Source organism: Nocardia sp. NPDC058518, assembly GCF_042719655.1.
Taxonomy (GTDB): domain Bacteria; phylum Actinomycetota; class Actinomycetes; order Mycobacteriales; family Mycobacteriaceae; genus Nocardia.
In genome coordinates, this window is the sequence record NZ_JBHXNJ010000004.1 from 161,102 (window position 1) to 186,034 (window position 24,933).

23 protein-coding genes are annotated in these 24,933 nt (G+C 67.1%); 11 read left to right on the plus strand and 12 right to left on the minus strand.

All coding sequences use genetic code 11. The annotated features are described in order from the left end of the window. Positions 1 to 200: 200 nt before the first annotated feature. The 5 genes from ACFWPX_RS09780 (at position 201) to ACFWPX_RS09800 (ending at position 5,519) form a co-directional block, all read left to right on the plus strand. Positions 201 to 1,091: a L,D-transpeptidase gene (locus tag ACFWPX_RS09780; RefSeq protein ID WP_378927064.1), complete on the plus strand. Its 891-nt coding sequence runs from the start codon at positions 201 to 203 to the stop codon at positions 1,089 to 1,091. Between the two features lie 157 nt (positions 1,092 to 1,248). Continuing rightward, entirely contained in the window at positions 1,249 to 2,160 is a 912-nt protein-coding gene (locus ACFWPX_RS09785; protein ID WP_378927065.1) for a carbohydrate ABC transporter permease, read from the plus strand. Beyond that, a complete protein-coding gene (locus ACFWPX_RS09790) occupies positions 2,157 to 3,023 on the plus strand; it encodes a carbohydrate ABC transporter permease (RefSeq protein ID WP_378927067.1) in 867 nt (288 codons plus the stop codon). Before ACFWPX_RS09785 ends, ACFWPX_RS09790 begins: the two co-directional genes overlap by 4 nt. Before the next feature lie 21 nt (positions 3,024 to 3,044). Then, positions 3,045 to 4,373 (plus strand): ABC transporter substrate-binding protein, encoded by a 1,329-nt coding sequence (locus tag ACFWPX_RS09795; protein WP_378927068.1) that lies wholly within the window; start codon positions 3,045 to 3,047, stop codon positions 4,371 to 4,373. Between the two features lie 69 nt (positions 4,374 to 4,442). Next, positions 4,443 to 5,519, plus strand: coding sequence for an ABC transporter ATP-binding protein (locus tag ACFWPX_RS09800; RefSeq protein WP_378927069.1), 1,077 nt, complete (start codon positions 4,443 to 4,445; stop codon positions 5,517 to 5,519). Here ACFWPX_RS09800 and ACFWPX_RS09805 read toward each other — a convergent pair. The 5 genes from ACFWPX_RS09805 to ACFWPX_RS09825 form a co-directional block, all read right to left on the minus strand. Further along, positions 5,516 to 6,694: a Fic family protein gene (locus ACFWPX_RS09805; RefSeq protein ID WP_378927070.1), complete on the minus strand. Its 1,179-nt coding sequence runs from the start codon at positions 6,692 to 6,694 to the stop codon at positions 5,516 to 5,518. The genes ACFWPX_RS09800 and ACFWPX_RS09805 overlap by 4 nt on opposite strands. Before the next feature lie 104 nt (positions 6,695 to 6,798). Next, the gene (locus ACFWPX_RS09810; RefSeq protein ID WP_378927071.1) at positions 6,799 to 7,551 is read right to left on the minus strand and encodes an MBL fold metallo-hydrolase; all 753 of its coding nucleotides are present in this window, start codon (positions 7,549 to 7,551) and stop codon (positions 6,799 to 6,801) included. 70 nt (positions 7,552 to 7,621) lie between these two features. Then, complete coding sequence (locus ACFWPX_RS09815; protein WP_378927072.1) at positions 7,622 to 9,637, minus strand: M13 family metallopeptidase; 2,016 nt, start codon at positions 9,635 to 9,637, stop codon at positions 7,622 to 7,624. Positions 9,638 to 9,679: 42 nt separating this feature from the next. Next, positions 9,680 to 10,045: a DUF397 domain-containing protein gene (locus ACFWPX_RS09820; RefSeq protein WP_378922034.1), complete on the minus strand. Its 366-nt coding sequence runs from the start codon at positions 10,043 to 10,045 to the stop codon at positions 9,680 to 9,682. Between the two features lie 10 nt (positions 10,046 to 10,055). Then, positions 10,056 to 10,910, minus strand: coding sequence for a helix-turn-helix domain-containing protein (locus tag ACFWPX_RS09825; RefSeq protein WP_378927074.1), 855 nt, complete (start codon positions 10,908 to 10,910; stop codon positions 10,056 to 10,058). Between the two features lie 221 nt (positions 10,911 to 11,131). Between ACFWPX_RS09825 and ACFWPX_RS09830 the strand changes: the two genes are divergently transcribed. Further along, a complete protein-coding gene (locus ACFWPX_RS09830; RefSeq protein ID WP_378922038.1) occupies positions 11,132 to 11,662 on the plus strand; it encodes a hypothetical protein in 531 nt (176 codons plus the stop codon). 2 nt (positions 11,663 to 11,664) lie between these two features. On the opposite strand, the gene ACFWPX_RS09835 is transcribed toward ACFWPX_RS09830, so the two are convergent. Continuing rightward, positions 11,665 to 12,384: a pirin family protein gene (locus ACFWPX_RS09835; protein ID WP_378927219.1), complete on the minus strand. Its 720-nt coding sequence runs from the start codon at positions 12,382 to 12,384 to the stop codon at positions 11,665 to 11,667. Positions 12,385 to 12,631: 247 nt separating this feature from the next. Here ACFWPX_RS09835 and ACFWPX_RS09840 point away from each other — a divergent pair, with 247 nt between their 5' ends. Next, positions 12,632 to 13,945: an MFS transporter gene (locus ACFWPX_RS09840; protein ID WP_378927220.1), complete on the plus strand. Its 1,314-nt coding sequence runs from the start codon at positions 12,632 to 12,634 to the stop codon at positions 13,943 to 13,945. Here the strand turns inward: ACFWPX_RS09840 and ACFWPX_RS09845 are convergent. Beyond that, positions 13,914 to 14,150 carry a hypothetical protein gene (locus tag ACFWPX_RS09845; protein WP_378927076.1) on the minus strand — a complete coding sequence of 79 codons (237 nt, stop codon included), beginning with the start codon at positions 14,148 to 14,150 and terminating at the stop codon, positions 13,914 to 13,916. The genes ACFWPX_RS09840 and ACFWPX_RS09845 overlap by 32 nt on opposite strands. Before the next feature lie 92 nt (positions 14,151 to 14,242). Here ACFWPX_RS09845 and ACFWPX_RS09850 point away from each other — a divergent pair, with 92 nt between their 5' ends. After that, the gene (locus ACFWPX_RS09850) at positions 14,243 to 15,790 is read left to right on the plus strand and encodes a DUF4185 domain-containing protein (RefSeq protein ID WP_378927077.1); all 1,548 of its coding nucleotides are present in this window, start codon (positions 14,243 to 14,245) and stop codon (positions 15,788 to 15,790) included. Here the strand turns inward: ACFWPX_RS09850 and ACFWPX_RS09855 are convergent. From ACFWPX_RS09855 to ACFWPX_RS09865, 3 genes are all read right to left on the minus strand, one after another. Beyond that, positions 15,759 to 16,649 carry a biotin-dependent carboxyltransferase family protein gene (locus tag ACFWPX_RS09855; protein ID WP_378927078.1) on the minus strand — a complete coding sequence of 297 codons (891 nt, stop codon included), beginning with the start codon at positions 16,647 to 16,649 and terminating at the stop codon, positions 15,759 to 15,761. The genes ACFWPX_RS09850 and ACFWPX_RS09855 overlap by 32 nt on opposite strands. 69 nt (positions 16,650 to 16,718) lie before the next feature. Continuing rightward, positions 16,719 to 17,393: an allophanate hydrolase subunit 1 gene (locus ACFWPX_RS09860; protein ID WP_378927079.1), complete on the minus strand. Its 675-nt coding sequence runs from the start codon at positions 17,391 to 17,393 to the stop codon at positions 16,719 to 16,721. Positions 17,394 to 17,408: 15 nt separating this feature from the next. Beyond that, positions 17,409 to 18,158 carry a LamB/YcsF family protein gene (locus tag ACFWPX_RS09865; protein WP_378922048.1) on the minus strand — a complete coding sequence of 250 codons (750 nt, stop codon included), beginning with the start codon at positions 18,156 to 18,158 and terminating at the stop codon, positions 17,409 to 17,411. Positions 18,159 to 18,368: 210 nt separating this feature from the next. On the opposite strand from ACFWPX_RS09865, the gene ACFWPX_RS09870 reads away from it, so the two are divergent. Beyond that, complete coding sequence (locus ACFWPX_RS09870) at positions 18,369 to 19,184, plus strand: hypothetical protein (protein ID WP_378922050.1); 816 nt, start codon at positions 18,369 to 18,371, stop codon at positions 19,182 to 19,184. Here the strand turns inward: ACFWPX_RS09870 and ACFWPX_RS09875 are convergent, their stop codons facing one another. Next, a complete protein-coding gene (locus tag ACFWPX_RS09875; RefSeq protein WP_378927080.1) occupies positions 19,185 to 20,648 on the minus strand; it encodes a CCA tRNA nucleotidyltransferase in 1,464 nt (487 codons plus the stop codon). Between the two features lie 201 nt (positions 20,649 to 20,849). Here ACFWPX_RS09875 and ACFWPX_RS09880 point away from each other — a divergent pair, with 201 nt between their 5' ends. Together ACFWPX_RS09880 and ACFWPX_RS09885 are read left to right on the plus strand one after the other, a co-directional pair. Beyond that, entirely contained in the window at positions 20,850 to 21,305 is a 456-nt protein-coding gene (locus tag ACFWPX_RS09880) for an NUDIX hydrolase (RefSeq protein ID WP_378922054.1), read from the plus strand. After that, positions 21,302 to 23,761, plus strand: coding sequence for a DUF6049 family protein (locus ACFWPX_RS09885; RefSeq protein ID WP_378927081.1), 2,460 nt, complete (start codon positions 21,302 to 21,304; stop codon positions 23,759 to 23,761). The genes ACFWPX_RS09880 and ACFWPX_RS09885 overlap by 4 nt, the downstream gene beginning before the upstream one ends. Positions 23,762 to 23,833: 72 nt before the next feature. Here ACFWPX_RS09885 and ACFWPX_RS09890 read toward each other — a convergent pair whose 3' ends face one another. Next, on the minus strand, positions 23,834 to 24,127 hold the full coding sequence (locus ACFWPX_RS09890; RefSeq protein WP_378927082.1) for a hypothetical protein: 294 nt from the start codon (positions 24,125 to 24,127) through the stop codon (positions 23,834 to 23,836). Between the last annotated feature and the right edge of the window lie 806 nt (positions 24,128 to 24,933).

Sequence of the window (24,933 nt, forward strand, 5' to 3'; positions counted from 1 at the left end):
TATGTGACGCACCGCACATAGTTGCGGGTCTGTTATCACCACTCAACACGGCTGGCACCTGGTCACCTGGTGCGGGTAGTAATGGAGGGTCAGGGTCGGGGAAGTCGTTACCCCGTAGAGACCCGTTGCGGCCTCTGCGTCAAAGAGAACGAGCGTCACTGAGTAGATCTCGCGCCGCCGCACGCGGAACGAGAGATGGAATGGACGAGAAACCTATGCACTACGAGGCAAATACGCAGCAATCGCACTGGCTTCGCCGGGGTCTGCTGCTGTCGGCAGCGATCGCAGCGACCGGCGCGTTGATCGCCGTGCCCGCGCAGGCTCAGCCGAATCTGCCGTTCTTCGGCGGCGGTTCCAGCCAGCCCGCGGTGAACGAGCCCGCGCAGCAGGCACCCTTCGCGCCGCCGAACATCAACATCGCCGACGGCGAGACCGTCGGCGTCGCGCAGCCGATCATCATCACCTTCCAGGAACCGGTCGAAGACCGCGCCGCCGCCGAGCGGGCCATCAAGGTCACCTCGAGCACGAACGCGCCGGGCTACTTCTACTGGACCTCCAGCAAGCAGGTCCGCTGGAAGCCCGCCGAGTTCTGGCCCGCCAACACCAATGTGACCGTGGTCGCGGGTGGCACCACCAGCTCGTTCCACATCGGTGACGCGTTCGTCGCCACCGTGGACGACGCCACCAAGATGATCGTCGTGACGATCAACGGTGAGGTCGTGCGCGAGATGCCGACCTCGCTCGGCAAGCCCGGCTACGAGACCCCCAACGGCACCTACATCGTGGGCGAGCGGCTCGAGAAGATGACGATGGACTCGTCGACGTACGGCGTGCCGGTCACCGATCCCGAGGGCTACAAGCTCGAGGTCCAATACGCGACCCGCCTGTCCAACAGCGGCATCTTCGTGCACGCCGCCCCGTGGTCGGTCGGTCAGCAGGGCTACTCCAATGCCAGCCACGGCTGCCTCAATGTGAGCACCGAGGACGGAAAGTGGTTCCTGGAGAACACCCGTCGCGGTGACGCCGTGGTCGTCACCGGCACCAAGGGCGGAACCCTCAGCGCGGGTGACGGTCTCGGCGACTGGAACTGAGGCACTGAACAAAACCCGCTGAACAAAACCCGAACAATACGATCTTTCGAGGTCGTGCTGTTCGGGTTTTGCTGTAATCGGTGCTGTGCGCCCGATGTTCAGAGAATCGGCGGGCAGGGTTAACCAACGGTTCGCCGTGCGCCGTAAAGCTGCCGCGGTGCGAAAGAGTCCAGAGCGGGTGCTCCCCGGGAGAAGCCGCCGGTGGCAGGACTACGCGCTGTTCGTGGTACTCGTGGTGCCGAACCTGGCGCTGCTCACCCTGTTCGTTTACCGGCCGCTTGCCGATAACATCCGGCTGTCGTTCACCGACTGGAACATCGCCGATCCGGTGGCGAATTCGGTCGGGTTCGACAACTACATCGAATGGTGGCAGCGCGACGACTCATGGAAGGTCGTCAGCAATACGGTGATCTTCACCGTGGCCGCGGTCGTGGTGAGTATGGCGCTCGGTCTCGCGCTCGCCATGCTGCTCGATCGAAAACTGTTCGGGCGCAATGTAGTCCGCTCGGCTATTTTCGCGCCATTCGTTATTTCGGGCGCGGCGATCGGCGTAGCTTTTCAATTCATCTTCGATCCGAGTTTCGGTCTGGTACAAGACGTTCTGCACCGGCTCGGCGTCGACAATGTGCCGGATTTCTATCAGGACCCGGACTGGGCCCTGTTCATGGTGACGCTCACCTACATCTGGAAGAACCTCGGCTATGCCTTCGTGATCTATCTGGCCGCGCTGCAAGGTGTGCGCGCCGAATTGCTCGAAGCGGCCGAAATGGATGGCGCGAGCAGTTGGACCCGATTCACGAAAGTCCTTCTGCCACAACTACGTCCGACAACATTCTTCCTGTCGATCACCGTGTTGCTCAACTCGCTACAGGTCTTCGACATCATCAATGTGATGACGCGCGGCGGACCGCTCGGCAACGGCACGACGACGATGGTGTTCCAGGTGTACGAGGAGTCGTTCCGCAACTTCCGGGCCGGCTACGGCGCCACCGTGGCCACGATCATGTTCGTGGTGCTGCTGGTGGTCACGTTGATCCAGGTGCGCGTGATGGACCGAGGCGAGCGATGAAACACATAGGCCCAGAGACACTTTCGTACCGGCGCCGCGAACGCGCCGTCACCCTGCTCGGCTACGCGGCGATGGTGTGCGTGCTGATCATCGTCGGGGTCCCGCTGTTCTGGATCCTGATCACCTCGCTCAAGGACCGCTCCGACATCTACACCCAGCCCGCGGTCTACTGGCCGCACAGCTGGCGTCCGGAGAACTACAGCCACGCCACCACCACGGTGCCGTTCTGGACGTTCCTGCGTAACTCGCTGATCGTCACCAGCGTGGTGTCGGCGGTGAAGTTCGCGCTCGGTGTGTTCAGCGCGTACGGGCTGGTGTTCCTGCGCTTCCCCGGCAAGAACATCGTGTTCCTGGTGATCATCGCGGCGCTGATGGTGCCCAACCAGATCACGGTGATCTCCAACTACGCGTTCATCGCGCAGCTCGGCTGGCGAAACACCTTCCAGGGCATCATCATTCCGCTCTGCGGCGTCGCCTTCGGCACCTTCCTGATGCGTAACCACTTTCTGTCGCTGCCCGGTGAGGTCATCGAGGCGGCGCGGATGGACGGCGCGAACTGGTGGCGGCTGCTCACCAAGGTGGTGCTGCCGATGTCGGGGCCGACGATGGTGGCGTTCGCGGTGGTGACGCTGGTCAACGAGTGGAACGAGTACCTCTGGCCGTTCCTGATGGCCGATTCCGCCGATGTCGCGACGCTGCCGGTCGGCCTGACCCTGCTGCAGAACACCGAGAACCCCAGCGTCACCAACTGGGGGCCGGTGATGGCGGGCACCGTGCTCACGATGCTGCCGATCCTCATCGTCTTCCTTGTCCTGCAACGTCACATGATCAAGGGCCTCACCTCCGGTGCGGTCAAGGGTTAAATCTCGAACAGGAGTTCGCCAGTGTCCAACTCACGATTCCCGGCGTTGAGTCGCCGTGGCTTCCTCGGCCTGACCGGCGGCGTTGCCGCTGCCGCAGCCCTGACCGCGTGCGCGGGCACCGGTGGCGGATCCGGCGATTCCGGCGACGCCGACACCATCACCTTCTGGTCCAATCACCCCGGCACCTCCAAGGAGCTGGAGCTGGAGCTGATCAACCGCTTCCAGGCAAAGGACCCCGATCTGAAGGTGAACCTGGTCGACGCGGGCAAGAACTACGAGGAGGTGGCGCAGAAGTTCAATGCCGCGCTCACCGGTGGTGAACTGCCCGATGTCGTTGTGCTGTCGGATGTCTGGTGGTTCAACTACGCGCTGAGCAAGGCCATCGAGCCGCTCGACGGGCACTTCGGTGCCGCCGGTGTGCAGCTGGGCGACTACGTCGACTCGCTCGTCGCCGACTACCTGTTCGACGGCAAGCACTACGCGCTGCCGTATGCCCGCTCGACGCCGCTGTTCTACTACAACAAGGACGTCTGGGCGAAGGCAGGCCTGCCCGACCGCGGCCCGAACTCCTGGCAGGAATTCGACGAGTGGGGCCCGAAGCTGCAGTCCCTCGTCGGCGCCGACAAGTTCGCGCACGCTTGGGGCGACGCCAAGAACTACCTCGGCTGGACCTTCCAGGGCCCGAACTGGACCTTCGGCGGCGCCTACTCCGATCAGTGGAAGCTGAAGTTCACCGATCCGGGCTCGATCGCCGCGGCCACCTACCTGCGTGAATCGATCAACGTCAAGAAGTACGCCGCCATCCGCCCGCAGATCGCGGTCGACTTCGGCACCGGCGTCGCCGCCTCGACCATCGCCTCCACCGGCGACCTCAAGGGCATCAAGAAGAACGCCGACGGCAAGTTCGAGGTCGGCACCGCGTTCCTGCCGCACCCGAACGGTCCCGGCGTCACCACCGGCGGCGCCGGTCTGGCGATTCCGTCGCGGATCTCGGACACGCGAAAGGTCAACGCGCTCAAGTTCATCGAGTTCATCACCAACGCTGCCAACACGGCGTACTTCACGCAGAACACGGGCTATATGCCGGTGCGCAAGTCAGCCGTGACCGACCCGAGCGAGATCGACTTCCTGGCGAAGAACCCCAACTCCAAGGTCGCCATCGACCAGCTCGCGGTAGCTAAGTCGCAGGACTACGCGCGAGTGTTCGTGCCCGGCGCCGATCAGATCATCGGCACCGGCTACGAGCAGATCGGTCTCCAGAACGCCGATCCGGCAACGGTTCTCGCGAAGGTGGCCGCCGACGTGCAGGCGATCATCGATCGGCAGATCACGCCCAAGCTGCCCAAGTAGTTCCCCCACGGGCCGGTGGTTCGTTGTGACCACCGGCCCGTTTCGCTTTCCCCGCTAGGAGAATTCGCCATGGCGACAGTGCAGTTCGACGGTGTGACCCATCGCTACCCCGGCGCCGACGCCCCCGCCGTCGACGCACTCGACATCGACATCGCCGATGGTGAATTCCTCGTGCTGGTCGGCCCTTCCGGCTGCGGCAAGTCGACGAGCCTGCGCATGCTGGCCGGGCTGGAATCGGTCGAGGCCGGCACCATCCGGATCGGTGAGCGCGATGTCACCGACCTGCCGCCGCGCGCCCGCGACGTGGCGATGGTGTTCCAGAGCTACGCGCTGTACCCGAACATGACCGTCGCCGAGAACATGGGCTTCGCGCTGCGCAACGCGGGAATGTCGAAGTCCGACACACTGGTTCGGGTGAAGGAAGCCGCGGCGATGCTCGAACTCGAGCCGCTGCTCGACCGCAAACCGGCCAAGCTCTCCGGCGGCCAGCGTCAGCGCGTCGCCATGGGCCGCGCCATCGTGCGCCGCCCGCAGGTGTTCTGCATGGACGAGCCGCTGTCCAACCTGGACGCGAAGCTGCGGGTGAGCACCCGTTCCCAGATCGCCGCGTTGCAGCAGCGTCTCGGCACCACCACGGTCTACGTCACGCACGACCAGGTCGAGGCCATGACGATGGGCCACCGGGTCGCGGTGCTTCGCGACGGCACTTTGCAGCAGATCGCTTCTCCGCGTGAGCTTTACGACAACCCGTTGAACACCTTCGTCGCCGGGTTCATCGGTTCGCCCGGCATGAACCTGCTCGAAGCGCCCGTGGTCGACGGCGAGGCCGTCCTGGACGGTCTGCGAATCCCGGTTCCCCGCACTATTTCCGGTGCTCGCGCGGTTCTAGGCATCCGCCCCGAATCCTGGGAAGTCACCACCGATCCCGCCGGGATCACCGTCGTCGCCGAACTACTCGAGGAACTGGGCGCCGAATCGTTCGTCTACACCCACGGCGCGGGCACCGACTGGTCCACCCGCTCCGGCAAGATCGTCGTCCGGGTGGACCGGCGCTTCCAGACCACCCTCGGCGAAACCCTGCATCTGCGTCCCAAGCCCGACGAGATCTTCTTCTTCGACGCCGACACCGAACTGCGCTTGCGCTAGGACAAGCCCGCCGCGGTGCGTCGACCGATCGCCGCGTTGAGGGCGCCGAGTTCGGCGAAGATGTCGGTCGCGGCCCAGATGCGGTTTCGTTTGGAGTCGGAGACGACTTCGAGGATGCCCGCGTCGGCGAGTCGATCCAGCGCTCGGTAGGTGGCCGAGTCCGTTGTCGTGGTGATGGCGTTCGCTCCGGCGATCGTGAGGATCGGATGCTCGAGCAGGTTCGCCAGGAGTGCCTCATCGGCGGAGCCGGCGCGGGGGCGGGCTCTGTCGCGCCAGCCAGCGGGGAGCGCGGTGAGTGCGCGGGCCGAGTCGATCGAGGCTTCGCTCGCGTACACCGCGGCGAGCGCGAGGTAAACGACGAATTCCTCGGCGGCGCCGGTCCGGTAGGCGGCCAGTTGGGCGAAGTAGCGCGACGTGTCGGCGAGCATCACCGAGGAGAAGGGGACGGTCACCCGGTCGGTCAGGCCGCGCCGGCGCAGGATGGCGGTCACCAGGGCGCGGCCGATCCGGCCGTTGCCACCGACGAACGGGTGGATCGACACGAACTGCGCGTGCGCGAGCGCGGCCTGCACGAGGATCGGCAGGTCACCGCGTGCGACGAAGGCCAGCAAGTCGGCCACCAGTTCGGGCACGAGTTCCGGTGGGGGCGGCACATAGAGCGCGTTGAGTGGTGTGTAGTCACTGCCGCCGATCCAGGTTTGGACGGTGCGGAAGCGCCCGGCCTTCTCCCACTCCGGGGCGATCAGCACCCGATGAGCGCTGAGCAGACCCGCCTCGGTGATCTGGCCGTTCTCCGCGGTGTCGACCAGGCCGGTCAGCGCCCGCACCGCGGCCACCTGTGACGCGGCTTCGGGATGAGCCGTCGCGCCGCCGAAGGCTTTGCTGAATGCTCGCCAACCGGCGTCGATGTGCTCGATTCTCGATGACGCGACCGCCTCGCTGCGCAGCAGGAATTCGCGCAGGGGAGCCAGGTCGCCCTGGCCGGCTTCGAGGTGGGTCACTGCGATCGCCGCTGCTTCGCTGGCCGATGTCGTTCGCCTGGTGGCGAAATCGAGTCGGGCGATGTGCGGGGGAATCGACACAGCGACCTGCTCGGGCATGGGGCCCACTGGAGAACCGCGCCCGCCGTGCGCGGTCCATGGTCGCTGTTCGACTCGGTGCGCCGGCCAATTCATCAGTTCTTGCAGTACTTTCGCTATCGGAAACGCCACTAGTTCGCGAATTACTCGCGTTTTTCGGTTGTAACGAGAGTAACCAGCTCACTACTCCCGCGGGGTCGTCAGGTGAGGCTGGTGGTCGCGTGGGCCCGCGCTCGGTCGACGGCTCGGCCGATGCCCTCGGCGAAGGGGTCGCCATGGCCGGGGAGGACCAGATCGGCAGCGAGCGATTCGAGGGCGCGCAGGGCCAGCACCGTATCCGGTGTCGAGTGGTTGAAGAACTTGGGGAGTACCTGGGGGCCATGGAATTTCGAGGTGGGGTGGGCGGTAACCAGGGTGTCGCCAGTGGCCACGGCGCCCGCGTCCGGGAAGTGGAAGGCGGAGTGTCCTGAGGTGTGTCCCGGGGTGGGGACAGGGACCGGACGGCCGGGCAGATCCAGGGGGCCTTCGGTCGGGAAGGGCTGGATGTGGGGGACCGTGTTCTTCCGGAGGCCGCCCGCGCGGGTAATGCGCAGGGCCCAGCCGCAGGTGGATATGTCGGTAAGGCGTTTGACGACGTCGAGCGGCGTGGCCGACTCGTGGACTTCGCCCTTGGCGTGGGCCACCTCGAGCGGGCTGGTGTATGCCGGGATGCCGTACTTCGCCTGGAGGTGGTTGAGGGCGCCGACGTGGTCCAGGTGAGCGTGGGTCAGCAGGACCGCTCGGATGTCCTCGGGGCGGTGCCCGAGGGCTGCGATGGTGGCTTCGATCAGTCCGGCGTCGCCGTACCAACCCGCGTCGATCAGCGTCAGGTCTCGGCCTTCGCGGAGCAGGACCATGTTCACATCTGTGCCGGCGATGGTGAAAACCTCGTCGGCTACTTGCTGATAAAGCACTGATCGAACCCCTTCTCGAGCAACGGTTTCGACCCTACCGGCGGTTTGCTCGCCGGCAGGGTCGAGCACGTCACCAGATCGTCACGCGCTCCGCGGGATCGAGGAACAGCTTGTCGGCGGGGGTCACGTCGAAGGCTTCGTAGAAGCTGTCGATGTTGCGGATCACCGCGTTGCAGCGGAACTCCGGCGGGGAGTGCGGGTCGACGGCGAGGCGGCGGATGGCTTCCTCGGTACGCGCCTTGGTGCGCCAGACCTGCGCCCAGCCGTAGAAGACGCGCTGCAGACCGGTGAGATCGTCGATGACCGGGGCTTGCCCGCCGTCGAGCGAAATCCTGTAGGCGGCAAGAGCGATCGAGAGGCCGCCCAGGTCGCCGATGTTCTCGCCGATGGTGAACTCGCCGTTCACGGTGTGCTCGTCGTCCAGGTCGGCCGGGGAGAGCACGTTGTACTGGTCGATCAGCGCCTTGGTGCGCTTGCCGAACTCGGCGCGGTCCTCGTCGGTCCACCAGTCCTGCATATTGCCGTCGCCGTCGTACTTCGCACCCTGGTCGTCGAAGCCGTGGCCGATCTCGTGGCCGATCACCGCGCCGATGCCGCCGTAGTTGGCGGCGTCGTCGGCGTTCATGTCGAAGAACGGCGGCTGCAGAATCGCGGCGGGGAACACGATCTCGTTCATGCCCGGGTTGTAGTAGGCATTCACGGTCTGCGGGGTCATGAACCATTCGCCGCGATCTACCTCGCCACCCAGTTTGACCAGGTCACGATCGTGGTCGGCGGCGTAGCCACGGCGGTAGTTGCCGACGAGGTCTCCCGCGTCGATCTCGACCGCGGAGTAGTCACGCCACTTGTCGGGGTAGCCGATCTTGGGGGTGAACTTCTCCAGCTTGGTCAGCGCGGCGGCGCGGGTGTCGGGCCCCATCCACTCGAGGTCGGTGATATTGCGGCGGTAGGCCTCCTGGAGGTTGTCCACCAGCTCGACCATGCGGGCCTTGGCCTGCGGCGGGAAGTGCCGGGCCACATACAGTTTGCCGACCGCTTCGCCGAGCAGTTCCTGCACCAGCGAGACACCGCGCTTCCAGCGCTCGCGGTTCTCCTCGGCGCCGGTGAGGGTGCGGCCGTAGAAGTCGAAATACTCCTCGACGATCTCGTCGGTGAGGAAACCGGCGCGCGCGTGCAGCACCTGCCACGCCGTCCACGCCTGCCAATCCGCCTGCGGTAGCTCGGCCCACGCGGTGGCGAAGGCGCGCAGGTAGTCGGGCTGACGTACGACGAGCTCGGCGAACAGGTCCTCGCCGTCACGGTCGAGACCCTCGGCGACGCCGTCTACCCAAGCAGCCCAGTCGAATTCCGGGTTCTCGGCGACCAGGTCGGCGAAAGTCGTGAGGTTGTAGCTCTTCTCGGCATCACGGCGCCGTACGACATTCCAATGACCAGCGGCGAGTTTGCGTTCCAGCTCGAACACGCGGCGAGCGGCGTCGGCCGGGTCAGTGGGCAGCAGCCCTTCCAACGACGCGTCCTCGGCGGCGATGGTGAACATCTTGACGATGTGCGCGATGTAGGCGTCGCGGATCTCCGCGAACTCGTCGGAGCGGTAGTAGGACTCGTCGGGCAGCCCGATGCCCGACTGGGTCGCGTGCACGAGGTAGCGGGTGGAGTTCTTGTCGTCGGTGTCGACGTAATAGGCGAGCGCGCCGCGAACACCGGTGCGCTGCAACCGGCCGAGCAGCGCGGCGAACGCACTCGGATCGGCTACCTCGGCGATCGAGCGCAGCTCATCGGCGATGGGGGAGAACCCCGCCGCCGCGACCACCTCGGTGTCCATGAAGCTCGAGAACAGGTCCCCGATCTTGCGGGCATCGGCATCGTCGGCCGCACCGGAGGCACTGTCGGTGATGATCGCCTGCACATCGAGCTCGGCCTGGTCGTACAACGTGCGGAACGCACCGTCCACGGCCCGGTCGGCCGGGATCTCGTACCCGGCCAACCACTGCCCGTTGACATGCGCGAACAGATCGTCCTGCACCCGCACATCTTGATCGCGGAAGGACAGATCAATTCCGGAGGGAGCACTCAGATCAGAAGTCACGCGGTCCAGTATGCCGAAACACCGGCGGCTGTCGACGTCATCTCAAACGCAGGCGAACTCGTTGTCTCGGGCGCCGGCTACGAAGGCTTGCCATTCGGCGGCGGTGAAACGCAACTGCACGTCTTTGTGGCGGAGGGTGGTCGAGCCGTCGGGGGAGACGTGAGTGATGAGGTCGGGGTGGCGGTGTTCGGTCAGGAGGGAGTGCAGGAAGGCTGTCCACACGGGGGCGTCGACGGTGATGATGGGCTCGGCCGAGTCGGCGTTCATCGGGTCGCGGCGGAATTTGCTGTCTCGTACCTGGACAGTGTTTCCATCGAAACGAACCTCGACACATTGGTTGCCGTTGTTGGAGCGTGACGAGGAGAACCAGCCGTGTTCGGCCGGGCGGCGACGAGCGGTGGTGGACATACCCCGAATCTTACACGCTCGCATACTCCCTGATCAGGGCGAGAGATTCGGTGCGGGAAAGGGATTGCTCGCGGGCGCGCACGTAGGCGAAGCCGAGATCGCGGACCTGTTCGGCGTCGTCGACATGACCACCGAACACCGCGCTCTCGGCCCAGGCGAAAGTTGGTAGCTGATCGCTTGCGAAGTCGAGCAGATGGAAGCTGGAACCGCCGAGCACGGCTCCTTCGGGCGCACTGAACGGGATGACGCGCACATCGACGGTGTCGAGCTCACGCACCAGCGCCACCAGGTGCCGCAACTGCTCGCGCAACACCGCGCTGCCGCCGGTCTGCTGACGGAGAGTCGCCTCGCCGAGCACGGCGGTGAGCTCGAGGGGATCGGGCTCGCGCAGCCGCCGCTGACGGCGCAGGCGTATTGCGACTAATTGGTCTACTTGCACCGGGCGGATCATCACATCGGCGCTGATCAGGGCACGCGCGTAAGCCTCGGTCTGCAACAACCCGGGAACGATCATGCTGTCGTAGCTGCGGATGCTCTGCGCGCCCGCCTCCATCCCGTACAGCCGCTGCAACTCGGAACCGATCAGGGCCGAGGAGGCCGTCGCCCACCAGCCACGCTGTTTGCTCGCCTCGAGCAGGGCGAGCAGTTCGTGGCGCTCGTCGGGCGTGACATCGAGAACGTCGAGGACCGGTTCGATGGTGGTGCGGGTGAGCACCCGCCTGCCCTTCTCGACATGGGACCAGTTGGCGGGCGTGAACCCGACGCGGCGGGCGAAACCGGCCGAATCGAACCCGCGCTGCTCGCGGAGTTCACGCAGACGCAGGACGAGTTCCCACCGCGCGACGGTCGGCGAAACGGGAGCCATGGGCGAATATGGTACGCCGATCGACACGCCAGCTACTGACTATTGTCAGCATGGTTGTGCGGCTATAGGCTGTGCGGAACGGTCTTTTTCCCTCACGTCCTGCCGTTATGAAAAAGTTTCCCGCGCCACCGGGTCGTGATGCTTCAACTCTCACCGAGATTCGCCCCGATCGAGCGAACTCACAGCTACATCGAACCAGCGTCGACAGAGACGAGGTCGTGATGAGCACGTTGCGCACTGATGAGGACAAGGGCGGGTACACGGCGGCCGAGGAATACTCGGCCATCCAGGACGCACTGGCGCGCTGTCGCCAGTACCGCAAACACCATGGCCTCTACGGCGTCGTCGACGCGGCGCTCGGCCGGATCGTGCTCGAGATCGGCTCGGTCGGCGCGGTGGTGATGCCGTCGACGCTGGGCGAACGGGTCCGCGGGCTGCTCGTCACGCGCGGTATGCGCTGCGGGCCGATCATCGCCCACCCGCGCTCCGGTCGCTGGACCTTCCTCACCGGGCCGGTCGACAACTCCTACCTCGACACCGTGCTGTTCGCCGAGCTGTTCCGGGTGTGCGCCTCGGTCGCCTTACCCGGCAGCGATATCGTGCTGCCGTCGCCGGCCGACGAGCGCAGCGGTTATCGCACCTGGATGCAGGCGCCCGACGGTGATTTCCGGCCGGATTTCGCGCAGATCGTCGCCGCTACCCGGACCAATGCCAAGTCGGCGACCCTCTTGCGGCAGCCGGGTTCGGCCTGAGTTCACTGTCCGCCGAGACGCGCGTGCATCTCCCAGACGAGCACTTCGGCATAGCCGTGCGGACGGATCAACTGCCCGCCGGAGCGGGTCAGCCGGACCGCGTCGCCCTGGGACAAGGTGCCGAGCCCCTCGACGTCGATCTCGCCGCGCGCGACGAAAACATGCAGGTAGGGCGCATCGGGGATGGTCACACCGGGGCTGTCGGCCGTCATCCTGGCGACATGCATAGCCGCGTGCGAGGAATTGATCGCGATGGCGGTGCGGTCGCGATAGCGGGGTAGGCCGGAGGCGACCGTCACCAGATCGCCGCGCGCTAGTTCGTCATCGATCTCTAGCTGCTGGTAGCCGGGGTCGACGCCGGGCTCATCGGGGACCACCCACATCTGCACGAAATGCACGGGCTCGTCGTGGGACTTGCCGTCGAGGCGCCACGAATCGTTCTTCTCCGAGTGCTGGATGCCGGTGCCCGCGCTCATCCGCTGGGCCAGACCCGGATAGATGACACCGTTGTGGCCGAGCGAATCCTGATGCACGAGACTGCCGCCGAGCACCCAGGTGACGATTTCCATGTCCCGGTGCGGATGGGTGTCGAAGCCCTCGCCGGGCAGCACCACGTCCTCGTTGTTCACCAACAGCAGCCCGTGATGGGTGTTGTCGGGATCGTAGTGCTCACCGAAGGAGAACGAATGCTTCGAGTCGAGCCACGGGATCCGCGTCTTCATCCGGTCGCCACCGCGGTGCAGTTCGATCCGCGGTGGTGTCGTCGATGTGGGCGTCACAGTTCAATTCTGGCACCAATTGTGAAGGTGTACAGCCCACGGGTGTGCGGCGGTTCGCCTCGGCGCTGGTGATGGTGTACTGCTCACGGGTATGAGTGCTCCCTTGGACGGTTCTCCTTGGCACTATGGTCATGGCGTGTCGACTCATCCCTCGGACGGCTCGAATACGGCGGATGAGCAGCCGATCTCGATGAGACATCTGCTTCGCGACACCCGCGCGGTGGTCCGCCGTAACCCGCGGATGCCGCGTCTTGCCCTGCTGCGGCTGGCCGCGCAGTTCGGTGACGGGATGTTCCAGGCGGCCCTGTCGGGCGCGATCCTGTTCAACCCCGAACGCGAGACCGATCCGCTGGCCATCGCCGCCGGTTTCGCGGTGCTGCTGCTGCCTTATTCGGTGCTCGGGCCGTACGCGGGCGCGCTGCTGGATCGGTGGGATCGGCGCAATGTGCTGCTGGTCGCGAGTGTGGCGCGGGCGGTCTTGATCGGCGTGGCCGCGATCGGGTTGTTCCTCGGCGTGGGGGAGACGCCACTGCTGGTGCTGGCCCTGGCGACGGTCGGGATCAGCAGGTTCGTGCTGGCCGGGGTGTCGGCGGCACTGCCGCGAGTGCTCGAACAGCGCTGGTTGGTGCCCATGAATTCGGTGCTGGCGACGGTGGCCTCGGTGTGTGCCGGGATCGGCGCGGCGGCCTCGGTGGCGGTGATCGCGCTGATCGGCGCGGGTGACGCGGCCTCGGCGGTGGCGGTGGCCCTCAGCGGGATCGGTTCGCTGGTCGGTGCGGTGCTGGCACTCGGGTTCCGCCCGCAGGTGCTCGGGCCCGATCGCGGTTCGGCCGGGAGCGAGAGCACCGTGCACGCCATCGCGACCGGTCTGCGCACCGGCGCGCGGGCGGTGTGGCATTCGGTGCAGGTGACGACGGCGATGATCGGAATCGGCGCGCATCGCATCGTGTTCGGGATGAACACACTGATCATGGTGCTGGTGCTGCGTCAGCCGACCGACGGCGCGCAGATGAGCGGCGGGTTGGTCGGCTTCGGGGTCGCGATCGGGTTCGCGGCGGCGGGCATGCTGGTGGCCGCGATCGGAACGCCGATCCTGATTCCCCGTCTCGGCAGGCCGCGCACCGTGCTGCTCGGCCTGACGACAGCGGTGATCGTGCAGCTCACGCTCGTGACACCGATCGCGCTGGCGACCGGCTCGGCGATCGACAACGCGCACCGGCTCCTGCTGATCGGCGCGTTCGGGCTCGGCCTCGCCGGTCAGACGATCAAACTGACCGGCGACGCGAGCATGCAGATCGATATCGACGACGATCAGCGCGGCCAGGTATTCGCCCTGCAGGACACGGTTTTCAACGTCTGTTTCGTGTTGGCGATCGCGGTGGCCGCGCTGGTGATTCCGGCCGATGGACGCTCCATCGGGGTAGTACTGGCCGGTGCCGGGGTCTACGCGCTCGGCATCGTGGCCATCGCGCTCAACTCCCGTCGAGCCAGGGTGGCCTGCTGAGGGTGCCCGCGGGTTCCTGCGCCAGGACCGTTCGATGGTCGACGGTGGCCAGCGGGATGTCGGGGAGGAAAGCGTCGCTGTCGATGCCGGAGTCGTAGTCGATCCATAGGGCGTCGAAGACGCTCGTGTCGGCCAGTTCGTCGTGGCTCGACCAGTGGTGCACGACCGCGTCGCCGGTTCCGAAGACGTACTCGATTTCGTTCACATCTGTTTGGACGCACGGCAACAGCGATCGGTTCCGGTAAGTTCACACAAGATCACAGGTGTTCCTCGCCGACACCGATTCGAGGGAGCCAGATGCGCGCAAGACCCGTATCGCACGGAACTGCCGCCGTGGGTGTGGCACTGTCCGCGATCCTCGCTGTTCCCGCGCAGGCGGGTCCGCTGCCGTGGGTGCCGCCGCCGGTAAACATCTGCGGCGAAACGGGATTCGACCCGGTCAACCGGCTGCCGGATCCCGCAGCGCCGCCCGCGCCGGTCCTGCCCCCGAGCATCGATATCCCGGTCTGGGTGCCGGAGCTGACGCCGGTGCCGATTCCCGATCCGCCGCACGACAACACGCGCGTCGCGCAGGTCCCGCTGCCCTCGGATCCATGCCGCAATCCGTGCCCGGAGGTGCGGGACACGCCGGAACCGGAACCGGAAAATACCCACGAGACAACGTCGACCGGTTCGGCGACCGGTTCAGGGACCGGTTCAGCCACCCCGTTGCCCCGGATCAGGATCAAACCGGAGATCGAGCCGATTCCGATCCCGGTACCCGGTGGCGAGGGCGAGCCTGCCCAGGAGCCGCCGGCGCCGGTGGTCCGGCCGATCGAGCGTGGCCCGCTGGCGGCGCCCGTCGTGCCCGCGAAGGTGGAATCCGTGCGGCTCGTCGACCAGGTCACCGGGCACGGCTCGGCCAACCGGACCGATATGCGCTGGCAGGTCGACGGCACCGATCTCGGGCTGTTCTGGGAAACCGAACCGGGCAAGGTCGCCATGGTTTTCGGTGACACCTTCGGTGAGGGCTGGGCCTACGGCGGCGCGGGCGCCGATACCGCCGACTGGCGGTCGAATGTGCTCGCCTACAGCACCGACAAGGACCTGAGCGACGGGATCACCATCGACTCGATGGTGCAGGACAGCCCCTGCCACGCCGCCGAGCTCCTCGGCAGCCGCAAGATCAAGAACTGGGAGACCACCACGATCCCGACCTCGGGTTTCGCGCTCGGGAAAAGGCAGTTCCTGAGCTACATGTCGGTGAACCACTGGTCGAAGATTCCCGGCATGTGGATGACGAACTACGGCGGACTCGCCTACTCCGACGACGGCGGCCAGACCTGGACCAAAGACCAGCATGCCCGCTGGGAGAACATGTTCGGGCTCGGGCAATTCCAGGTGGCCGCGATGGTGCCGCACGGGGATTACGTCTACATGTTCGGCACGCCCAACGGCCGGATCGGAATGATCGGGCTGGCCAGGGTGCGCAAGGACGACGTGCTAAACAAGACGGCCTACCAGTACTGGGTGGACGGCAGTTGGGCACCCGCGGCGGAGAACTCGGCGACACCGCTCGTGCACGGCACCGCCAGTGAGCTGTCGGTGCGGTTCGACGAGGAGAGCCGGCAGTGGCAGATGGTCTACCTCGACTCGGTCGCGGGCCAGATCGTGTTGCGGACCGCGAGTCAGCCGCAGGGCGCGTGGACTTCGGGGGTGCCGCTGGTGTCCACCGAGATGTATCCGAAGGCGTACGGCGGTTTCATCCATCCGTGGTCGACCGCGCAGGATCTGTATTTCACGATGTCGGCGTGGGACAGCTACAACGTGTACCTCATGCACGCACGATTGAATCCGCCGCGTTGATCGCCGGTGCTGCCACGAACAGCAGTTTGTCTCCCGGACGAGCCTGCGCGACCCGGTCGATATCGGCATCGAGGACGACCGCGATCACCGGGTAGCCGCCGGTGATCGGGTGGTCGGCCAGGAACACGACCGGCTGACCGCTCGGTGGTACCTGCACCGATCCCAGCGCCACGCCCTCCGAGGGCAATTCGCGCGCGACCGAACGCACCAGCGGTGGTCCGTCGGCGCGATCCAGGCGGGCGCCCACGCGGTCCGTGTCGGCGGAAACGATCCAGGAACCGCGGAACAGCTGGTCGGGGTCGGTGAACCAGTCAGCGCGCGGGCCCGGACAGGCGCGGACCGTGAGTATGTCCGGCCGCAGCGGAACCGGCGCGAATTCCACGGTCGGGAGGGTGCGCGGCGGGGGACCGACGGGTAGTTGCGTGCCGACGAGTAACGGGTCGGGGCCGATGCCGGACAGCGTGTCGCGGCTGCGCGAACCCAGCACCTTGGCCACGTCGATACCGCCGCGCACCGCCACATAACTGCGTAGACCGGTGTTCGCCAGGCCGAGTCGCAGCACCTGGCCTTCATCGAGTTCGAGCACGCTGGCATGCCCGACCGGGGTGCCATCGACGGTGGCGGGGGCGGGCGCGCCGGTGACCGCGACGGTGAGGTGACCGTCGGCGCGCAGGGCCAGCCCGCCGAGCAGCACCTCGATGGCGGCGAAGTCCTCCGGATTGCCGACCAGCCGGTTCGCCAGCCGGAGCGACCCACGATCGGCCGCGCCCGCTTGCCCGACACCGGAATCGAACCAGCCCTGTCTGCCCAGGTCCTGCACCGTCGCGAGCGGCCCCACCCGCTCGATAAAGATCAGCATGCGATCTCTCCCCGAATTGCTGTCGAGGCGGCGCACCGTTGAGCAGCCCTTGATTATCCGCCGAAGCAGCTATTCCTCGGAAGCGACGAACCTGATCGCCGAACCCGCCCGCACCAGCGCGGGCGGATCGCGGTCCACCGCCCACATTCGCAGATCGGTGGTGCCGATCAATTGCCATCCGCCCGGTGTGCCGCGCGGATAGACCGCCGAATATCCGCCCGCGAGTGCCACCGCGCCCGCGGGGATGGCCGTGCGGGCGCGGGTGCGCCGCGGCACCGTGAGCCTGCCGTCGGGCGAGGTGAGATAGCCGAAACCGGGCGCGAACCCGACGAACGCGCACCGCCAGACGGTGCCGGTGTGCGCCGCGACCACCGCCGGGATCGACAGGTCGAGCAACCGGGCCACCTCGGGCAGATCCGCGCCGTCGTAGCGGACGGGAATCTCCACGACAGGCTCGGTATCAGGCACTGTTCCACGGGAAACATCCGGCGAATCCGCTTGTGGTGGCTCGTGATCCAGCCGGTCGAGCAGCGCGACGAGCTCGCGGCGGACCTGCACGCCGTAGCTCACCGAATGCATGGTGACCAGCACGGTTTCCGCCGCCGGCAGCACATCCTCGACACCGGCGATCGCGTGCACGCGCAACGCCGAGGCCAGCCTTTGCACCGGGCGCGGGTCGTCCAGGGTGATGAGCATGGCGCGGTCACCCGCGGGTCGGATCCGCGCGTTCCAATCGATGTCCATCCTGCCTCCCGCCCCTCAGCTGAACGGCTCCACCGGTATCCCGGCTTCGTCGAGCGCCCCCCGGATCCGGCGGGCCATCTCGACGGCCGCCGGAGAGTCGCCGTGGACGCACACGCTGGCCACGGTCACGGCGACCGTACCGGGACCGTCTACGGTACGCGCGGTCCCCGACAGCGCAAGAGTTGTCGCCTGCGACACGGCGTCGTCGGGCGACAGCACCGCCCCGGCAACTCCGCGCGGGGCCAGCGAACCTGTTGCAGTGTAGGCCCGGTCGGCGAATCCCTCACCGACGAAACGCACCCGCTGCGCGGCACGCTCCAATTCGGTGCCCGCCGGACCGAGCAGCGCAAGGCCCGGTTCGGCCTCCGCCACAGCGGCGACAAGCGCCTCGGCGAGCAGCCGGTCGCGGGCCGCCGCGTGATAGAGGGCGCCGTGCGGTTTCACATAGCGCACCCGATCGCCCGCGGCCCGCGCGAAGGCCGCAAGCGCGCCGATTTGATAGAGCACCTCGTCGCGCAGATCGGCCGGGGAGATGGCGATATCGCGACGGCCGAACCCGACCAGATCGCGATAGCCGACATGCGCGCCGATCCGTACGCCCTTGGCCACCGCCAGTTCGCAGGTGCGGCGCATGATCGTCGGGTCGCCCGCGTGGAAACCACACGCGATGTTGGCGCTGGTCACGATGTCGAGCATGGCGGCGTCGTCGCCCATCCGCCACGGGCCGAAGCCTTCGCCCAGATCACTGTTCAGGTCCAGCGGCATGCGATGCCCTCCGGTCTTCGCGGGTCACTCGCCGGGTAGGTACCCCGGTAATTCGAGCATGAACGCACAGATTCATACCGTTATTACCGGGGGCGTGGTTCAGCAGGCGTACCCCCGCGGGAGCACCGGCTCAGAGCGGCGCGCTCGGACAAAAAATCGGGTCACACTTCGTGGCAACCGGCGATTCCGCCAAGTACGCTCGGAGCCATCATGGCCACGTATTTCGATCCGAAGTCCTGGTCACTGGCGGGCGCTGTCGACATGGGCAAACGCCTGCTCGACCCGTCTTGGATCGACCAGTGGCTCGGGTTCACCACGTCCTGGGCCGATCCCGTCGCCGACCTGGGTTCCGGCACCGTCACCGCCCTCATGCCCGATGTGCTGATGACCGTGCTCAGCGAGGGCATCCTCAGCCGTTTCGGCGGTCAGGAGATCAGCGCCACGCTGCTCGGGCACGACCTCACCGCCACCCTCGATACGTTCAAGGTGCGCAGACGCGGCGCGCACTTCCAGAGCAAGACGGTGCTGTCGAACCTGGTCTGGGACTCGCATCCCTTCGACACGGTCACCGTGGTCGCGCACGGCGTGCGGCTTATTCCCGGTGTGCCAACCAAGGTCCGGGTCCAGCAGCTCGATATCGAGGGCACCATCGGGATCGGCGCGATGGCCGACTGGGTGGACGCCCAGAACCTGGACTGGCGGGTGCGGCTCGACGATCGCGGACAGATCGTCGCGACCCATCGCACGCGCAAGATGCGGGCGGTCGTCGACGGGCAGGTCTACGACAACCTGCTCACCATCGACATCCGAAAAGCCAGCTGGTACGGCATCCGGCTGCCCAAACGCGTCGTGCCCGCGCCCGCGCTGCTGCTCGACGACCTGCCCAACCGGGCGAGCATTTCCTACGCGCACCGGCGCGGTGACGAGGTGAAATTCCGGCTCGAACTGCCGGAGACCACCGGCTCGTTCGACCTGACCCAGATCCGCGACGCCATCATCGCGGGAACAACACTGATCGTCTTCTGATCAGTTCTGGGTATTCCACCATTCCTGGAGGGCGGCTTCGGCTTCTTCCCTCGTCATCGGACCGCGGTCAAGGCGCAGATCCTTCAGGAACTTCCACGCCTTACCCACCTGCGGACCAGGCGGCAGACCGAGCAGTTCCATGATCGCGTTGCCATCCAGATCCGGGCGCACCCGCGCCAGATCCTCCTGCGCGCGCAGCGCCGCGATCCGCTCCTCCAGCTCGTCGTAGGTCGAGCTCAGCGCGGCGGCGCGCCGCTTGTTGCGGGTGGTGCAGTCGGCGCGTACGAGCTTGTGCAGCCGGTCGAGGAGGTCGTCGGCGTCGGTGACATACCGGCGCACCGCCGAATCCGTCCACTGACCCTTGCCGTATCCGTGGAAACGCAAGTGCAGAAACACCAGGCGCGCAACCTCTTCGGTGAACGCCTTCGGATACTTCAGCGCCCGCATCCGCTTGCGCACCATCTTCGCGCCGACCACCTCGTGATGGTGGAAGCTGACGCCGCCCGCGGGCTCGTTGCGCTTGGTGTCGGGCTTGCCGATGTCGTGCAGCAGCGCCGCCCAGCGCAACACCAGGTCGGGGTCGCCCTCCTCCTGGTCGATCGCCTGCGAGAGCACCGTCAAAGAGTGCTGGTACACGTCCTTGTGCTGGTGGTGCTCGTCGATCTCGAGCTTCATCGCGGGCACCTCGGGCAGCACCCGCTGCGCCAGACCGGTGTCGCACATGAGGTTGATGCCGTCGATCGGGTGAGCGGCACCGATCAGCTTGTCGAGTTCGGCGCGCACCCGCTCGGCGGTGATCCGGTCGATCTGATCGGCCATCTCGATGATCGCCGCACGCACCCGCGGCGCCACCTCGAACCCCAGCTGGGCGACGAAGCGCGCGGCCCGCAGCATGCGCAGCGGATCGTCGTCGAACGAATCCTGCGGCGCCGCAGGGGTATCGAGCACGCCCTCGAGCAGCGCGTCGATGCCGTTGAGCGGATCCACGAATTCCAGCGACCCGTCGGCGGCGATCTTGACCGCCATCGCGTTCACCGTGAAATCGCGCCGCACCAGGTCGCCGTCGAGGGTGTCGCCGAAGGTGACCTCGGGATTGCGCGAGACCCGGTCGTAGGTATCGGCGCGGAAGGTGGTGATCTCGAGCTGCTGGTCATCCTTGGCCGCGCTGACCGTGCCGAAAGCCAGGCCGCCGGTATCCCACAGATGGTCGGCCCACCCGCGCATCAACTCCTGCACGACCTCCGGCCGCGCATCGGTGGTGAAATCCAGGTCGTTGCCGAGCCGGCCGAGCACCGCGTCGCGCACGCTGCCGCCGACCAGATAGAGACTGTGCCCCCGCTCGGCGAACATTCCCCCCAATGGCGCCAAAACATCATTGAGCTGCCCCAAAGTCACCGCCGCCCCCGCCAGCAGGCGAGCACGACGATCCGCCACAGCATCAGGGACAACGTCAGGAGAAACCACGAAAAGTAGCCTACCGACCCCGTCGAACCGATTACCCAACCCACCCGGCCCGCACCCGCGACCCCTGGGGAGCGGCGGCCACGAAGCGGACGCCGACAACACAGCTAAGCTGGCGAGGTGTCTCCTCCGGCCGATCGCGCGAACAGTCGACGCCGCCAGCCGCGGCGGCGTGGTTCGGCGAACACTGCCGGCAAACCTCGCATGCGCACCGTGCGGGAAACCTCGGCGGGCGGACTGGTCGTCGAGGGCCTCGACGGTCCCAAAGACCAGCGCACCGCCGCCCTGATCGGCCGCACCGACCGACGCGGCCGGCTGTTGTGGTCGCTGCCCAAAGGGCATATCGAGCAGGGCGAGACCTCCGAGCAGACCGCCATCCGCGAAGTCGCCGAGGAGACCGGGATCGACGGCGAAGTGGTCGCCGAACTCGGCAGTATCGATTACTGGTTCGTCACCGAGGGCAGACGGGTACACAAGACCGTGCACCATTTCCTGCTGCGATGTCTCGGTGGTGAATTGTCCGATGCCGACGTCGAAGTCACCCAGGTTGCGTGGGTTCCGTTGAGCGAGTTGGATTCCCGATTGGCCTACGCCGACGAACGGCGGCTGGCCGAAGTGGCGAATCGATTGATCGACCGGATGGAGACCGGCAAGCGATGACGGGTGGACTGATCCGGCTGATCACGGCGGTCCTGACCATCTTGGGTTCGATGACGCTGCTGCCCGCGGTCGCGCACGCTCAAACGGACGGGTCGGGAACGCCGAAGTTTCTCAAGCTGACCCTTGACGCGGTGGCGCCGGGCACGGTCACCACCGGCAGCGACCCGAAGCTGACCGTGTCGGGCACGGTCACCAATATCGGCGACCGGGTCGTCGACGATGTGAGCGTGCGAATCCAGCGGGCGGCCGCGGTGGATTCGCCGAGCGGGTTGCGCAGCTCGCTGCGTCTGGACCAGGTGAACTACGAGGTGACCGGTCCGTTCCAGGATGTGGCGCCGCAGTTGAGTCCCGGTCAGCGCAAACAGTTCTCGGTGAGTATCGCGTTGCGCGCTGGCTCGGAGGCATCGCTGGGACTGACCGATCCCGGTGTGTATCCGCTGCTGCTCAATGTCAACGGCGAACCCGCCTACGGCACCCAGGCCCGGCTCGACGACGCGCGTTTCCTGCTTCCCGTGCTTGGGCTGCCCGGCACCGACGACACGAATCCACCGGTCGGGGCACCGCCGGAAGCGTCGCCCATCGCGACCACGATGATCTGGCCGCTGGCCGACCGGCCGCGCATGGTCGCGGGTAAACCCGGCGCGGTGAACGGCCAGGTCGAACTGCTCGATGACGAACTGGCGGCCTCGGTCGGCAAGGGTGGCCGCCTCGAACAGCTCGTCGCGGCCCTGGAATCGGTGGTGCCGACGCCGGGCAAAGACAAAGGTGTGGCCGGATCGGTGTGTATCGCCATCGATCCCGACCTCGTCTCGACCGTGCAGACCATGACCCGCGGCTATCGGGTACTGGCGAGTCCGTCGGATCCGAGCGGGGCGACCAGGGAGGGGACCGGGGCGGCGAACGCGCAGGCCTGGCTCGACCGGTTGCGGGCGCTGGCGGGGTCGATGTGCACGGTGGCCTTGCCGTTCGCGCAGGTCGACATCTCGGCGCTGGCCTCGGTGAACGATCCTGGTCTGTCGGCGCGGGCACTGCTCGCGCCCGCCGATGTAGTGGACTCGATCCTCGGCACCCAGTCGTTGCGCGGGGTGAGCCTGCCCGACTCGGGCAGCATCGACGATCCGGCCGGGCAGTTGTTGCGCCAGCACGGGTACGGAACGGCGGTGCTGGCCGGTTCGGCGGTGTCGGGTGACGGGTCGCCGCCCGATACCGACAACGCGCTCACCACCGCGCCGACCATGCTCACGCCCGATGTCGTCGTGGGTGGGGAACAGCCCGCGCCCGATGTCGTGCGGGTGCCGAATGTGAGCGTCGAACCGCCCGCCGGTGCCGCCGTGGGGACCGATCCCGCGCTGCGCGTGACCACCTTCGATATCTGGTCGGCGACCGCGCTGGCCGCGGTCGGTTCGAATCCGCCGACGCCGTCGTTCACGCCGTCGAAGGTGCGTTTCGACGTCACCAACGATTCGCGCTCGGCCCGATTGCAGGACGCGCTCGGCGCGATGGCGTGGAGTGCGCTCAATCCGTCGCCGGACCGGCCGCGATCGCAGTTGCTGATGCCGCCGCAGCAGTGGGGTGCCAGCCGGGAGGAGGGCGTCGCGCTGCTCAAGCAGGTCGAACTGCTCACCCGCAACAACCTCGCGAGCCCGCGCGCCTTCGCCGACCTCATCGCCCAGGCGCCCGATCCGCGGCCGTTCGCGCTGGAGTACCTGCCGCGCGCCGCCCAGGACGCGGCGCCGGAAGAGTTCATCGGACCGATTCACGCCCAGGGCGCCCGGGTGACCGAGCTGATGCGCGCACTGGTCGAACTGCCCGAATCCGAGCTCACCCCGCACGCGTTCCTGACCCCGGCGCGCGAGGATCTGCTGCGCGCGCTGAGCCTGTCCGACCGCAGGGCCGACAACGACACACTCGCCGACCTGCACGCCCAGCGGCGCATCGACCAGGCGACCCGGGAACTGGACACGATGTTCTCCTCGGTCTCGGTGCTGCCGCCAGGCGGGGTGTACACGCTGGCCTCCGAGCAGAGCCCGTTGCTGCTGGTGGCGCGCAATGAACTGCCCGTCGCCATCCGGGTGATGTTCCGGATCGAAGCGCCTGCCGAGACGAACATCACCGATATCGGCGAACAGCTGCTTCCGCCGTCCGGTACCCGGTCGTTCCAGATTCCGACCGAGGTGAGCGACAGCCGTAAGCTGGTGATTCCGATCGCCCTTACCACCCCGGACGGGATAGCGCTAGGAGAGGCGACCTCGGTCTCGGTGCGCTCGAACGCCTACGGTCAGGCCCTGGCCATAATTACCGCATGTGCCGCGATACTGCTGTTGCTGCTGGCCGGGCGCCGACTGCTGCGGCGGTTCCGCGGGCAACCCGACCCCGCCGACGAAGGGTTCACCCCGGAGACGGTGGAACGGGCGGGTCGGCTGCGGCGCGCACGTCAGCGACTGCAGCGGCAGTGAACGCCCGCGCCTGACGCGCGGTCAGGGCACCATGACAGACAAGGACGAGAGTGGCACTGGTGAGCGAAACGCTCATCGGACCGGCGGGATTCGCGGGTTACGCCGGGTACAGGAGGCATGATGGGCGACGATGATTCCGCTCATCGGCGTGACCACGACGACGACCCGACCCTGCGCCGGGCCCCCAGCGCGCCGTGGGAACGCGGGATGACGGCCGGGCAGGACGCTGATCACGACGAGGCTGTGCCACACGTGGATCGACCGGGGGATCGGCGCCCTGGTGTACCCGGTCATCGACCCGACTTCGCCGGGCCCCGAGATGGCCGTCCGCCGGTCCGGCCCGGTGATCCGGGGTTCGATCCGCATGCGATGCCTCGTCATCCCGGTGCCGGACCTCAGCCCGAGCAACCGGGCCAGGCCGGTTACCTGCCCTTCGAACAGACCGGTTACCGGCCGGGTTCCGCCGACCCCGGCGCACCGGCGCCGCCCTCCGGTCAGCGCACCCCGCGCCCTGCCATGCCGCCGGGTCAGCCGGCTTATCGCCCTGAACCCCCGCCGCCCGGATACCGCCCAGGACCGGACCAACCGCCCGCTGGACACCGCCCAGGACCGGGCAGGCAAGGCGCGCCCCAACCGCCCGGCGGCTATCGCTCACCGGATCCGCAACGTCCGCCGCACGGCGAACGGCCCGGACAGGTCCCGAACCCGCGTCAACAGCCTCCCGGCCCGGCGAATCGCTCGGGTGAATTCCCGCAGCAGCAACGTCCTGTACCGCCCCAGCGCCCCGGCGTAGGCGGTCCTTCCGGCGCACCACAGCACCCTGGCGGCCGCCCCGGCGAGCCACCGCGTCCAGCGGCATACGGCCCCGACGGTCGCCCCGCGCCTCCACAGCAACGCCGCGCGCCCGGTTCCGCAGGGCGCTCGGGTGAGTTCCCCCAGCAGCAACGCCCCGGCCCGGGTTCCGCCGGTCGTTCAGGTGAGTTCCCGCAACAGCAACGCCCCGGCCCGGGTTCCGCCGGTCGTTCAGGTGAATTCCCGCAACAGCAACGCCCCGGCGCCGGACCGGACGGGTTCGCCCAACGGCGGCCCGGCCCGAACCCTTCGGGCGAGTTCCCCCAGCAACGCCCCGTCCCGCCGCGTGGTGCGCAGTCCGGCGCCATTCCGAGACAGGA